This is a genomic window from Paenibacillus xylanilyticus (assembly GCF_009664365.1).
Classification (GTDB): Bacteria; Bacillota; Bacilli; order Paenibacillales; family Paenibacillaceae; genus Paenibacillus; species Paenibacillus xylanilyticus_A.
In genome coordinates this window covers 2272368-2285615 of the sequence record NZ_CP044310.1, presented here as the reverse complement: position 1 = coordinate 2285615, position 13248 = coordinate 2272368, and the positions used below count along the sequence as shown (strand labels likewise).

Sequence of the window (13248 nt, the reverse complement as noted above, 5' to 3'; positions counted from 1 at the left end):
CCCATTATATCAGAGTCGTATTCGCATTTAAAATATCGGATTTATCGGGTTAGCTATTTTTCAGTACGGTCGCTTCAACGTCATTGATAAATCGGCGGAGCTTCGCAGCCACGTCTCGATTGATCTCACCATTCTCATATAGCTGTTGAACCGTGTTACGCTGCTCTTGAATGGCTACCATTTGCAGCTCAAGCTTCTCCTGATTGAACGGATCTTCGGTTCTCCCCTGATTCCAGCTTCTGAGTCTGGCGATCACCCGCTCATACTTGGCAATCACGGACAGAGCCACAGGGCGGTTGCCGTCGTTCATATGTGCCCGTATGGCTTTGATAGCCGCTTCCGAAGTACGAAGCTTAACCTGACGAAACTGATCTGCATTTTCTAACATGAACGGCTGCTCGGGCTTCTCCGAGCGATTCGTAAACAGATGACCGAGCACGCGTCCGATCTCACTAATGGAAAACATCATTTGCGTATTGGTGCGGTTAGCCAGCATCATTTCCTTACGGTCCAGCCAGCTGTTACATTTAAACGCCGCTTCGGATGCAATGACGTTCTCATCCATCATACTTTCAATTTCCTTGCGCTCCGCACGCGTGCCAATCAGGTTAATGGCCGTTTCCTGCTTCATGATGTCCTTGCGTTTGCCGGCCGTCATCTGTCCTGCAGCCTGCCTGATGTATTTCGATAAATCAGAGACTACAGCAAGTGCAGCGGCTTTGTTCTCGTCGGTCATCTCGGACTTGACTGCCCGAATGGCCGCATTAAGCATGATGTCCTGTGCCTTTCGTTCTGTCGTTTGCTGAGAGCCATCAGCAGCCTTTTCATCATTCTTGGCGAGTACGGGCAGAAACACGCTTGCTGCGATTAACGTAAACAGAATAACTCCGGCTGCCAGGAATATGATCAAATCCCGTTCCGGGAAAGGCGATCCGTCCTGAAGCACATACGGGATGGAGAATGCACCCGCGAGGGTTACCGCGCCTCTCACACCCGACAGGGAGATGATGGTCATCTCTTTTAACCTTGGTTTTCCAATCGGGGACTTCTTGCGGAACCATTCATTCCCCTGCCAGAACAAATAGATCCAGACAAAACGAAGCAGTAACAATAACACGGATATTAATCCGACATACCCCAGCACTTGCAAATTGTTAAAGGTTACATTCTTGAAGATTGTATTCAGCACATCCGGAATCTGGACACCCAGAATGACAAACACCAAGCCATTTAAAATAAATAGAATAACAGACCATGTGCTTGCAGAGACCACCTGCATCTTCAACTGAACCGATTCCGTTCGGTCACGTTCAATGGCATGGATAATCCCTCCCGCCACAACGGCCAAAATGCCTGAGACGCCAATTTCTTCACTCACCAGATAAATAACGAATGGCGTAAGGATCTGCAGCAGCATATGCACGGTAACGTCCTCCATACCCAAACGCCGGATCCATACACCGAGCCGAATGAGCAGAAAGGATAATAGCGCACCTACCAGCAGACCACCAATGGCAATGATAAGAAAGCTGAATGAGGCCTCCGCCAATGAGAAAACGCCTGTAACGGTTGCTGCTATGGCAAATTTAAATGCAACCAGGCCGGATGCATCATTCATCAAAGCTTCGCCTTCGAGTAGTCTATGTATACTTTTGGGTAGATGTACACGCCCTGCCATGGCGCCAACGGCGACCGCATCAGTCGGGGACAGAATGGCCGCAAGAGCAAAAGCGGCAGGCAGTGGAATAGTGGGAATCAGCCAGTGTATGGCATAGCCAGCCACAACGACGGTAACAAAAACCAAACCGAGTGCCAGCAGCAGAATGGGAGCCCTTAAATTCCACAGTTCATGCCTTGGTGTTCGTTTGCCATCGTTGTATAACAATGGCGCGATAAAGAGCACAAAAAACAGTTCCGGATTCAATGGCAGATGTACCCCTGCAGGAAGAAGCGCAATGGCTACCCCGAGGACAATCTGAATGAGCGGAACCGGGATGAAAGGTACAAACCGGTTCAGGATGTTTGATAAACCGATGAGTACCAGCAATACAAGTACCGCAATAAACAATTCCATGATGGTAATCCCTTTCTCTAAATGAAGTAATAAATCCAATTGGAGTAGTCTTATTTTAACATATATCCGTTTTTGTTATAAAAATGTTGTCATATCCATTACCCCGATAGTGAAGACAAGTAGCTCAGAGTAATAATTCAGTTTGGATTTGTTTATAAGATGTTACAATATGCTCAGGACAATACCCGTTTGGAAAGGAACTTAATATCTATGGCATTTGGAATTAATCGGCAGGAGCTGTCAGAATGGAAAGACCGTGTATCACGGGGCGAGCTTGCTTATCTTACTCATTTTTGGATAGACCCACGTTTCCCGGGCATTACAAGCGTAACCAAAGTAGGCTGCTCGAATCTGGAACGCCTTGAACAATGGTGTCTGGAACATGGTCTTGATCCGCGCTATATTCATCGACGTCAGCCTTTTCCGCATTTTGACCTGCTTGGACAGAAGCAAAAAGAAATTCTGATGGAGATTGGCCTAATGGACCACATTGAACGATTCCATCTGTAATAGTCAGCTTAAAACATGAAAAAACGTCAGCCTTCAACATTCGTCCCAACCCGGGGCGAACCTTGAAGACTGACGCTTCAGTGCCATTTTAACGATGAGTTTGCTCCAGAATCTTCATTTTTTCGAGCAGCTTCAGTTCAATTTTCTTAAGCATGCCTATCATCTGCTGCTGTTCTTCTTCCGTAAGCGCTTGTAACAGTTCCCATGTCATACGTCCACGGTTTGCAGTCAGGGATTTGGCCAGCTGCTCTCCATCTTCCGTCAGGGATAACCACACGATTCTTCGATCCTCTTCACTGCGTACCCGCTGAATCAACCCTTCACTCTCCAGCTGATTCAATACAATGGTCGTAGCGCCGGATGATAAGCTGAGCTGCCTTGCCACATCGACAGCCATACAGCGCTGTTCCCTTAAAAGCATGCCCAATATATGACTCTTAGTCGGATTCAGTTTGCAGTTTGTTTCTGTTTTCTGCTGCTGGTCCAATACCTTATTTTTATATCTGAAGAAGGCCTCCAACAATTGATCAATGTTTGCCAATTGAGAGTTTTGCTCCGTATCCAGGCTCATAAACGTTCCTCCTGCCTTTCATCATAACCTTCCTAACATTGTAACATATTTGTACTTTTTTGTTTGTGAAAATCCGATTGTTCCATGAATCCTTTGTAGTTTGTAAAGTTCATGCTTATTTTTGCGATACATGTGACAAGCTACCTCATAGCATGATAAATGATGCATTTTGAGGAGGTCATGAAGCTTGAATATTTATATTGTTTTCGATAGTGAGGGCGGTCATACACAGGCGCTGGCTGAGGCGATTGCAGCCGGGGCAGCCAGTGTGCACGGCGCCACCGTTCATCTGCACTCCACCGAAGAAGCAGATGTATACAAACTGGTGGAAATGGATGCCATTATCTGGGGATGTCCAGGTCATTTCGGTTCCATCAGCTCCGGTCTGAAAAAATGGATCGACAAGCTGGGTTACCTATGGGCTCAAGGGAAACTCGTGGATAAAGTAGGTGCTGTATTCTGTACGATTGCCACAGAACACGGAGGGCTCGAATCAGCATTACTTCATCTGCTGACCCCGATGCTGCATCAGGGAATGATTATAACCGGTCTGCCAGGAAACTTTGCTGACAACGCCTTATATGGCTCTTATTATGGCGTTGGAGTTACCTGCCCAGTGGATAGTGACGTTCTGTTAAGCGATCAAGGAATTGCTCTTGGCAAAGCCCTTGGAGAACGTGTCGCCCGAATCACCAATCGTCTAATCACCTAGACCGTGTTTCATTCGGGCGGATGTATATTTCCTTCTATTTCTCAAGCCTGCCCTCCCTTCAAGAAGCGAGAAAACAGCGCAGGCTTGAGTCCACTTCGAAGCAAAGTCACAACTGCCTATTGCAAAATTGAAGCGTGTTTGTTTATAATAACTAGTATCTTAAAGTTACTTTTAGTTACTTAATAATTTTTATAAATTTGTTATCAGAAAGTAATATAATAACATAGCAAGGGAATTTTATATATGAATGACAATAATCCATTACAAGTAGATGTTTGTATTGTTGGAGCCGGACCAGGCGGGGCCCTCCTGTCTTACTTGTTGAACCGCCAAGGAATATCAACAGCACTAATTGAGCGTCAGCCTCATCTGCACAAATCATTTCGCGGTGAACTGCTTAACCAGGACGGTGAAGCTGTACTGACCAAGCATGGACTCTATTCGGGTGTAGCACAGCTTGGAGCCATGCCTTTGGAGCAGATTCAATACTGGAAGAACGGACAGATTATCCACACGGTGTACCCTGGTGAAGGAGAATCGCATGTGGGCATCCACGTACCACAGGATCACCTGCTGGATTATATTGTTTCACAATCACAGGCCCTGCCGCACAATCACGAGAAGGTATTATTTAATACGGTGATGACCGGACTGCTTAGAGATAAGACAGGAAACACAGTAGGCATCAATGTTCGGCAAAATGGTGTTCCTGCTTCTATAGAAGCAGCCATTATTGTCGGAGCGGACGGGAGATATTCTGCTGTACGAAAATACGCTGGCCTCACCCCGGATATACGCAAGCATGGGTACGATCTGTTATGGGCCCGAATTCCCGCGCCTGCAGGCTGGGAACCAGCCGTTCGTATGGCGAGCATGAACGGTCAGCAGCTGGCGCTGTTCTCCCAATACGGCGGATATGTACAGATTGGCTGGAATATCCCGCAGGGTTCCTTCTCCAAGCTGCGTGAGCAGCCCTTTGCCCCTTTTGTGGAGAAACTCGTGCAAGCCTTCCCGTGTCTCGCGGAATCGGTAGCTGCACATATTCAGACCTGGAGCGATTTTGTACTGTTATCCGTAGAGAGCAGTTACAGCGAGTCATGGACTCAAGATAATGTGGTTCTGCTCGGCGATGCGGCTCATACCATGACGCCTACAGGAGCCTTTGGGCTCAATGCAGCCCTGGAAGATGCCGATGCACTTGCCGAGATCATCATTCGGATGGCCTCTGATCAATTTCAACCGATGAAACTATTGAAGCAGCTTCAGGTGATCCGCAGCAGCAAAGTGAAACAACAGCTTGCTCGTCAGGTGGAGATGGAGTCCTCCTTTCAACAGCGTTACGAATCCCTCGCTAGCAACCATTCATATAATCGATAGCATTTAATTCAAATCAAACATGCCGGGTGGCTTCTGTTCAGAGCCCATCGGCATGTTTTGCTTCATTTTGCAGTTATATTTCGCGACCGTTCATTGCACTTACACGAAGCTCATTCAGGGGCAGCGACTCCATCTCTGGATGGCGCAAATACACCGTTCGGCTCTCTCCTGGAAGCAGGTCGAAATAGTTGTCACTGAACCGCACACGTCCCAGCGGAAGCTCCAGTTTAACCATTCTTGCGATGGCACCGCTGGCTGTAACGGTAACAGATTGCTCCTCCTCATTCACATGCACACTCAGCTGAGACAACGGCAGCGCGATGTCCTTCGGATCACGCAGGAAATATCGGTTAACCGGGGCAGCAAATCCTTCCGATACAAGTTCAATCATGACTTCTTCGGCACGTCTGCCCTGCAGCACCGCTGCTTCACTTAATACTCCAACCTTGGAAGAGGATTGGGCTTCAACCTCCACCTGCAGTGTATCCGAGTAAACTTTCTCCCCATTTAGCTGATATACATTAATTCGAAGATGGCCCTGTAACCCCTCAAGTTTATCGTTCACGACCCATAGTGCAAGCGGATCGCCTGGTTCATGCTCAAGAGACAGTAGAACCGGATGGAAGAAGGTCTTCCCATAATAAAAGGATGCTTTGGGCAGCAGCTCATAATCAATCATGGACCAGCTCGTTCCCGGCCAGCTGTCGTTCAGCTGCCATACAAGCGCGCCACTATTCCGATGATTGATCCGCCGGAAATGTTCAATTCCATACCGTAAGCCTTCCGCTTGAGTCAGCATCGAGTAGTTCATATATTCTTCAATCGTTTGTGGAATTCCAGTGTAGCCTTCCATCAGAAGAATGCCCTTTTGGTGATTGGTATCCTTGTTGCGATAGGCCATCTCCGGACTTCCCCAGTAGAACTGCCCTTCAGGCATATTTTTCTCAAGCGTATAACGGTTAGCCGAAGCATGCATGCCGAATTCACTGCTGAACAAGGCATCGTCCTTTTTATAATTTTTGAATGTTACGCCCTCAATGCTGTAGTCAAGCAGCGGTGGCTCACCGTGCTTTCTTGGATAAACGGAACCATGCCATACCTGCCAGTTGTGACGGTCACCAACATCCGGATCATTGGCATCATTGCCGTCCTTGTCTCCAAATGGTGAAGATGGCCAATACGGACGGGACGGATCCAGACGTTCCAGAGCCTCAGGAATCAGCTCATGATAGATCAGCTCCCCATAGAACGGACTGGTGATATCTCCGCTGGCAGACTTCATATCGTAAAGCCAGTCAATCTCGTTATTACCGCACCAGAGGGCAAGTGATGCCCGGTTTCGCAGCCTGATCACATTATTTTCAACTTCACATCTGACATTTTCCATAAAATCTTGATTGAAGTCAGGAAATAATGCATTGGCAAAGGCAAAATCCTGCCACACTAATACCCCTTGCCGATCGCATTCATCGTAAAAGACATCCTTCTCATAGATGCCACCTGCCCACACCCGCAGCATATTCATGTTCCCTTCGACGGTCAGCTCAATGAGCTCCCGATATCTGGAGGCGGGAATGGCTCCGATAAGATGATCCGAGGGTATCCAGTTTGCCCCCTTGGCATACATTTTGATTCCATTCAATATAAAAGCAAATGCGTCTTCTCCCAGTTCATTGTGGAGGGCAAGTTCAATGGTTCGTATCCCATAGGGCTCGCTATAACGGTCCACTTCAATGCCATCGGCGTATAGGGTAACCTCCAGCGTATATAAATAAGGTTCACCCAGATCATGCGTCCACCACAATCGCGGTGCTGGCACAACCAGTGTTGTATCCACCTGTCCGCCTTGTACAGTCAGCGCATCAGTTTGATTCACTTCCTCACCGCCCGCATCCAACAATCGGACCTCGCATGTCGTGACCACAGCGCGCTTCAGTTGCTGTCTGCTTCGGAAGGACATCACCGATTTCACTTTTGCCGTAACGTCGATAACTGCCTGTTCTTGGCTGACGGACTTGGTCCGGGCAAACACACTCTCCAGCTTCGCCACTTTGCGTCTCTCCAACCGGACTGCACCCCAGATGCCAACAGTAACCATGCGTGGCCCCCAGTCCCAGCCGAAATTCATCGCCGCCTTGCGCAGCCAAGGCCGTTCCTTCGTATAGGATGACCAGTCGAATGTCTCTTTGTCCCGGTTGTGCAGAGAAAGCGGATCGAATCGAACGGCGATAGCATTCCACCCATGGCGGACCAGTGTCGTTACATTGAAGGTATGGGACATGAGCATGTTGGCTGTTTTCCCCACTTCATGTCCGTTCACATAGACCGTTGCAAACGTATCCAAACCTTCGAAGACAAGTTCGAAATGTTCCTGATCCTCTTCCGCCTTCACCAGGTTAAAGTTGGTACGATACCACCATTCCTTTTGTTCGATCCAACGGCTCTTGGCATCGTTATGCCCGTAGTATGGCGGATCAATTATGCTCCTTGCCACCAAAGCTGAATGAACATCGCCTGGCACTTCCGCCCCGATCCAGAAACGGTCATCCAGCGCCGCAGCCGCAATATCCATCGTCCGTTTTTCCCCGACCTCAAAATGCTGGATCTTCCATTGCCCTGACAAATCCTGACTTGAATCAATCTTCTTCATCATATGCCTCGCTCCCCAGATCCCTGAATCATTCCACATCATCGAAAACGTTTGCAGAAACAAGTACAACCATTCGTCTGCTAGCTTCCTGAAGGCTTGAATGCATATGCCTCTTCGCGGAATTCACTCGGGGTCTTGCCTGTATGTTTTTTGAATAGCCTACTAAAGTATTTTACGTCTTCATATCCACTCATGGCAGCGACTTCACTGACTTTGGCAGGAGAGACTGCTAGCATCTCCATCGCCCGTCGTATACGCATATTCGTTACAAAATCCCCAAACGTTATACCTGTCTCTTTTTTGAACAGTTCGCTGAGATGTCCCGGGTGCAAATGGATTTGGCCAGCCACCTGCTGTAGACTGATTTCTTGTGCCAATCCGGATTCCATGTAAGCAATGGCCTTTTGCACATGCGAAGCCTGCCCTTGGCCCATTTGGCTATAATATGTATGCATCAGACCATATAAATGGTGAAACAGCATATCCTGAAGGGCCGCAGCATCTGCATCAGGTTTCGGCACCCATGGATCATATCGTGCAGGCTCTTTCCTTCCTATTGCACGCATCGTGCGAACCAGCCAGCGTTGTCCTGCGATGACCGCAAAATGCAAACAGGCATTGAATGATTCCGGTGTTACTTCCGGGTCCATCATGAGTTCTTTCACAAGCTCTCGTGTCCATGTGGTGAGTGTGACAGGGTCATTATCGAGCAAAAGGGTTCCTAGCACGGTTTCTTCTTCATGCGTAAGTAATGTTTTACCACCCTTGCGGTTTTTCACATGCTCGATGCTCCAAATCTTATCGTCAAGCAGACTCATATATTGATACGCTGCGGATGCCGTTAAATAGCTTTCGTGAAGGTGTATCTCCCCACAGACCGGATGGCCTACAGCTGCACGCAGCTTACATTTCAGAAGCTGCTCCATATGATTAACTACCGTTCCCAGCGTGTTCAGTAATTCCTGCTGCCTGCTCGTTACCTGCATTACACCAATAATCTGTTCCTTATGAATATGGGCGGCGGCGCCAGGCAGCATATCCTCCAGCATATTTTGCACGGCAAATCTCAGAAGTGCAGCAGAAGAGCGACTCCATCCTAGCGCACGAATAACGAATACAACCTGCTGATAGACCTGACTGCCTTCGAGTGATATATTAGCAAACCCAGCCGCTCCCGGCTTCAAAAATGCTGGACACGAACCTGTATTCACATCACCTTCAATAACCCACCGTTCAAACAACCGCTGTTTATTCTCCTGCAAAAGTCGCCCTTCCTTGGACTTTTCTGCCCAGCGGTCCATCACTCTTTGCTTGGCCTGAAGAACCGTTTTGATGATCTCTTCCGGTTTGCTCGTCTTTAACAAATAATCCGTCACACCCTGGCGAATCGCCTGCTGAGCATAAGAGAAGTCATCGTAACCTGACAAAATAATGACCTCCAGCTCAGGCAGCAATTGCAGCCCTTCATTTGCAAGCTCAAGCCCTGTCTTGCCAGTCATACGGATGTCAGTCATCAAGATGTGCGGACGCTCTTCAGCCAACCGGGATAACGCTTCTTCAGCCGAGGCTGCAGGTGTAAGGAGATCAATTCCCAGCTCGCCCCAGGCAATAACGCTGGCAAGTCCGGTGCGAATGATCACTTCATCATCGACAATCAGTAGTCTCATGGCGATTCCTCCAGAAAGGGTATGGAAAATGAAATACGGGTCCCTCCACCGACACGGCTGTCCATTTCAAGTTGAGAAGCCGTACCATAATGGAGCAGCAATCTCTCATTAACGTTGTGGATCCCGTAACCACCCGCAGAGGGAGTCACTTCCGGCATTCTTTCCTTCAACTGTTCCAGCCTCTCCTGATCCATGCCGACACCATCATCCAGCACCAGTACGTTCATTCGTGCTTCATCCTGGTCTTGACGAATCATGATGGTGATTGTTCCCGGACCATTCTTGGGCTGAATACCATGTACCATGGCATTCTCAACGAGCGGCTGCAGCAAAAGCTTCAGCATCATCCGCTGCTCCAGTGCAGGATCCACAATATAGTGCACCGAAAATTTATCAGGGAAACGGATGGACTGCACCCGTACATAATGCTGGATATGGGCAATCTCCTGCCCAACAGGACAAAAATCCTTGCCGTTATTCAAGCTAATGCGCAGGAAATCACTTAAGCCTTCGACCATATCTGCAATCCGGCTCTCTTTCGACATCAGGGCAATCCAGTGAATGGACGAAAGGGTATTATACAGAAAGTGGGGATTGATCTGCGCCTGAAGTGCCCTGAGATCTGCTTCTTTCTTAAGGGCTTCACCCTGTATAACCTCTTCTTTCAGACTCTCGATATGTGCGCCGAGCAGATTGTAACTCTCTCCGAGTCTGCCGATCTCATCATCACTTTCAGATCGGAACAAGGGCAGCGGCCGATCCGGGTCAATACGGGACAGGTGCCTGGTGAGCACACGGAGTGGCCTTGTCACGCGGCGGACGGTAAACCAGACCAGTCCTGCGCAGATTACAGCAGAAGCAACCACGGCTACAGCCGTGAGAATCAGAATATACCCGTTCTCCGACTTGTATTGATCGTAAGGTACTGTTCCAGTCAACGTCCATCCAGTCAGCTGTTCCGGGTAATAGAGCAGCGTCCGTTTGTTTTCTCCGCTGCCATACGTAGTCGTCCCGCTCTCACTTTGCCGAATCAGCGTCTGCAATCCAGGTTCGACCTGCTCCAGAGTCTGCCCAAGCCGGGATTTATCCATGGAGGACAGGATCTCTCCGGATTGCCCGACCAGCTCCAGACGCCCTTCACCTCTGCCAAGTCCCAGCGCGGCCCAGTCTTTGGAGATGGCCTTTTCATCCAGGCTGATGGCTAGCCATCCGATGGGTCGATAATCATGAATGCTGCGGATGGGACGCACCAATGTGATCACATTTTGTATGCCTGCATAGTTGCGGACCGGGTAGACGCCGGTCCACGTTTTTACCGCATCGCCACGAGGAGCTGGCGGATCGGAAGTACCCGGTTCATACCAGGTAGCCGTTGTCAGAACGGCATCAAACCGATCCGGATATATCGCTATATTCGCGATATATTTCTTAGACGCTGCCAGATTGGTCATTCTGCCAACAATGTCCACACGGTCCAGTTCATGATCTTCATTTCGGCTCAGATACTGCTGAATATCGCGCTCTCCAATCAGAAAAATCGAAATATTCTCAGCGTCCTGCAGCATGTAGCGAAGATTGGCTTCCACCTGTTTCAGCGTGTCCATACCGGACAGTTTCGTTTTCTGCTCGGTAATGCGGGAAGAGATCAGAAATGCGAACAGACCCAGCGCCAGCAGCGGCACAATCATGGAGGCAGTTACGACAACCGAGAGCTTCCTCTGCAGCGATGATGTGAGCCAGCTTCCCAATTCTTTTCCTCCTCTGGATGCGCATTCGTTTAACCTTTAACCGCTCCAGCCGTCATGCCTTTCATAACCTGTTCCTGAAAAACAAGATATAGAATAATGGTCGGAATAACCGACAGGGTCATGGCGGCCAGCGTTAATCCATAATCCGTCTGGTATCCATCTGCGAAGTTCGCAATCGCCAGCGGTAGCGTTTTCAATCCTGTCTTGTTAATGAATACAAGTGCGAACGAAAAGTCATTCCAAGCATGCAAAAAACTCAGAATCGTAACAGTGGACAGAGCAGGCACTGACATCGGCAGCATGATCCGGGTAAATAGTCCCCACAGACCTGTTCCATCGATAAACGCCGCTTCTTCAATATCACGTGGTACACTTGTCAGATATGCCGTCAGTACAAAGATGGCTGTTGGCAATGCAAACGCTGTATACGGCAGGATTAACGCCCAGTACGTATTCAATAGGGACATCTGCTTCATCAGAATAAACAAAGGAACCAGTGTGCTATGAATGGGAATCAGCATACCTACAACGAAAAAGGTCATGACCAGCCCTTTCCAGCGAAACTGGAATCGTGCCAATATGAATGATGCTAGAGCTGCTATAAACAGAGTCAAAATCAATGATCCCAAGGATACCACCAGTGAGTTACCAAATGCCGTTCCCAGTCTGGAGCTTTCCCATGCATTGCTGAAATTGGCCACATTCCATTGGGCTGGCAAGCCAAATGGCCTGCTGTAAAAATCTTCATTCGTTTTGAAGGCACTAATCACAAGCCAGTAAAACGGATACAATGTTAAAATACCATACACCGTCAGCAGCGTCCAAACAATTCCGCTGCGCAGCCGGCGAACCGGGTGGCCTGAAGCTCTTCCTGGTGAAGGCATCGTTACAGGTGTCGTACTCATTTACAGTTCCCCCTCTCTTCTAGTTCTCTTTTTTCTTGCGACTGGTCACCCACTGGCTTGTTCCAATGAGCAGCAAGGAGATCAGTACAATGGTTGTCGAGATAGCACTACCGAAACCGTAACGATAGGTTGTAAACGTTGAATTATACATATACGTAGCGAGCAGCTCGGTTGCATGAGCCGGGCCACCTTTGGTCATGATGTACACCAGATCAAACGACTTCAGACTGCCCGAAATACACAGAATGATCGCAACCTGCACAGTGCCCCAGATCATGGGCAGAGAGATCGATACCAGCTTACGGGTACCCGATGCGCCGTCAATTTTGGCAGCATCATGAATTTCACCAGGAATGTTTTGCAGTGCAGAGATGAAAATAATCAGGTACAAACCGACGAAGCTCCACAGCAGTGGCGGTACTAGAGAGAAGATGGCAATCTTGTCGTCAGACAGCCATTGCAGTTTCCAGCTCTCCAGGCCGAGCGCATCCAGCAGGAAGTTCAGGATCCCAATCTGCGGATGATAGATATACTGCCAGATCATGCCGATAACGACGGTAGACAAGACCATGGGCAGAAACACAGCCGAGCGCAGGAAACGCTGCAGCGGATTGCTTTTGTGTAAAATGACCGCGAGCATCAGCGCTAACGGAATCTGACCGAACACGGAGGCCAGTACAAAAATGACGTTATTTTTCAGTGCCCGCCAGAATACCGGGTCATGCCAGATCTCCACATAGTTGTTCAGACCGATATATTTGGACTCCCCGATGCCGGACCAGTTGAAGAAGCCGTAATAGGCTGACCATACAACCGGAACAAATACAAACAATGCATATATGATGACTGCCGGAGCAAGCCCCAGCATGATAAAGCGACGACTGCGCAGTGCATTCATTCCTTCACTTCCCTTCATTAATACCTTAGAAATCCCCTTCATACCTTGAAGCTTGCAAATGAAACGGAAAACCCCTCCCCTGCCGGGAAGGGGCTATAACTCCTCAGTTATTCCATAAAGTACGATTTACCGAGCG

10 protein-coding genes are annotated in these 13248 nt (G+C 48.7%); 3 read left to right on the top strand and 7 right to left on the bottom strand.

The features are described from left to right. Positions 1–49 precede the first annotated feature (49 nt). Positions 50–2074, bottom strand: coding sequence for a Na+/H+ antiporter (locus F4V51_RS10370; protein WP_153977898.1), 2025 nt, complete (start codon positions 2072–2074; stop codon positions 50–52). 210 nt (positions 2075–2284) lie between these two features. Between F4V51_RS10370 and F4V51_RS10365 the strand changes: the two genes are divergently transcribed. Further along, positions 2285–2584: a hypothetical protein gene (locus F4V51_RS10365; protein WP_153977897.1), complete on the top strand. Its 300-nt coding sequence runs from the start codon at positions 2285–2287 to the stop codon at positions 2582–2584. Between the two features lie 88 nt (positions 2585–2672). On the opposite strand, the gene F4V51_RS10360 is transcribed toward F4V51_RS10365, so the two are convergent. After that, positions 2673–3155 carry a MarR family winged helix-turn-helix transcriptional regulator gene (locus F4V51_RS10360; RefSeq protein ID WP_153977896.1) on the bottom strand — a complete coding sequence of 161 codons (483 nt, stop codon included), beginning with the start codon at positions 3153–3155 and terminating at the stop codon, positions 2673–2675. 187 nt (positions 3156–3342) lie between these two features. Here F4V51_RS10360 and F4V51_RS10355 point away from each other — a divergent pair, with 187 nt between their 5' ends. Together F4V51_RS10355 and F4V51_RS10350 are read left to right on the top strand one after the other, a co-directional pair. Further along, entirely contained in the window at positions 3343–3867 is a 525-nt protein-coding gene (locus tag F4V51_RS10355; RefSeq protein WP_127536391.1) for an NAD(P)H-dependent oxidoreductase, read from the top strand. A 243-nt stretch (positions 3868–4110) separates the two neighbouring features. Then, positions 4111–5244, top strand: coding sequence for an FAD-dependent monooxygenase (locus tag F4V51_RS10350; RefSeq protein WP_153977895.1), 1134 nt, complete (start codon positions 4111–4113; stop codon positions 5242–5244). Between the two features lie 73 nt (positions 5245–5317). Here F4V51_RS10350 and F4V51_RS10345 read toward each other — a convergent pair whose 3' ends face one another. The 5 genes from F4V51_RS10345 to F4V51_RS10325 all read right to left on the bottom strand — a co-directional run bounded on the left by F4V51_RS10345 (position 5318) and on the right by F4V51_RS10325 (position 13112). Continuing rightward, positions 5318–7894: a beta-mannosidase gene (locus F4V51_RS10345; protein WP_153980645.1), complete on the bottom strand. Its 2577-nt coding sequence runs from the start codon at positions 7892–7894 to the stop codon at positions 5318–5320. An 80-nt stretch (positions 7895–7974) separates the two neighbouring features. Further along, entirely contained in the window at positions 7975–9561 is a 1587-nt protein-coding gene (locus F4V51_RS10340; RefSeq protein ID WP_153977894.1) for a helix-turn-helix domain-containing protein, read from the bottom strand. Beyond that, positions 9558–11309, bottom strand: a complete 1752-nt coding sequence (locus tag F4V51_RS10335; RefSeq protein ID WP_153977893.1) for a sensor histidine kinase — start codon at positions 11307–11309, stop codon at positions 9558–9560. Before F4V51_RS10335 ends, F4V51_RS10340 begins: the two co-directional genes overlap by 4 nt. A 29-nt stretch (positions 11310–11338) precedes the next feature. After that, entirely contained in the window at positions 11339–12193 is an 855-nt protein-coding gene (locus F4V51_RS10330) for a carbohydrate ABC transporter permease (RefSeq protein ID WP_236146797.1), read from the bottom strand. Between the two features lie 40 nt (positions 12194–12233). Beyond that, entirely contained in the window at positions 12234–13112 is an 879-nt protein-coding gene (locus F4V51_RS10325) for a carbohydrate ABC transporter permease (protein WP_153980644.1), read from the bottom strand. Positions 13113–13248: the final 136 nt, after the last annotated feature.

Excerpts from the sequence above, each read along its gene's own strand:
- F4V51_RS10345 (WP_153980645.1), bottom strand. The coding sequence starts at position 7,894 with ATGAAGAAGATTGATTCAAGTCAGGATTTGTCAGGGCAATGGAAGATC.
- F4V51_RS10340 (WP_153977894.1), bottom strand. The coding sequence starts at position 9,561 with ATGAGACTACTGATTGTCGATGATGAAGTGATCATTCGCACCGGACTT.
- F4V51_RS10360 (WP_153977896.1), bottom strand. The coding sequence starts at position 3,155 with ATGAGCCTGGATACGGAGCAAAACTCTCAATTGGCAAACATTGATCAA.
- F4V51_RS10370 (WP_153977898.1), bottom strand. The coding sequence starts at position 2,074 with ATGGAATTGTTTATTGCGGTACTTGTATTGCTGGTACTCATCGGTTTA.
- F4V51_RS10350 (WP_153977895.1), top strand. The coding sequence starts at position 4,111 with ATGAATGACAATAATCCATTACAAGTAGATGTTTGTATTGTTGGAGCC.
- F4V51_RS10365 (WP_153977897.1), top strand. The coding sequence starts at position 2,285 with ATGGCATTTGGAATTAATCGGCAGGAGCTGTCAGAATGGAAAGACCGT.
- F4V51_RS10330 (WP_236146797.1), bottom strand. The coding sequence starts at position 12,193 with ATGCCTTCACCAGGAAGAGCTTCAGGCCACCCGGTTCGCCGGCTGCGC.
- F4V51_RS10325 (WP_153980644.1), bottom strand. The coding sequence starts at position 13,112 with ATGAATGCACTGCGCAGTCGTCGCTTTATCATGCTGGGGCTTGCTCCG.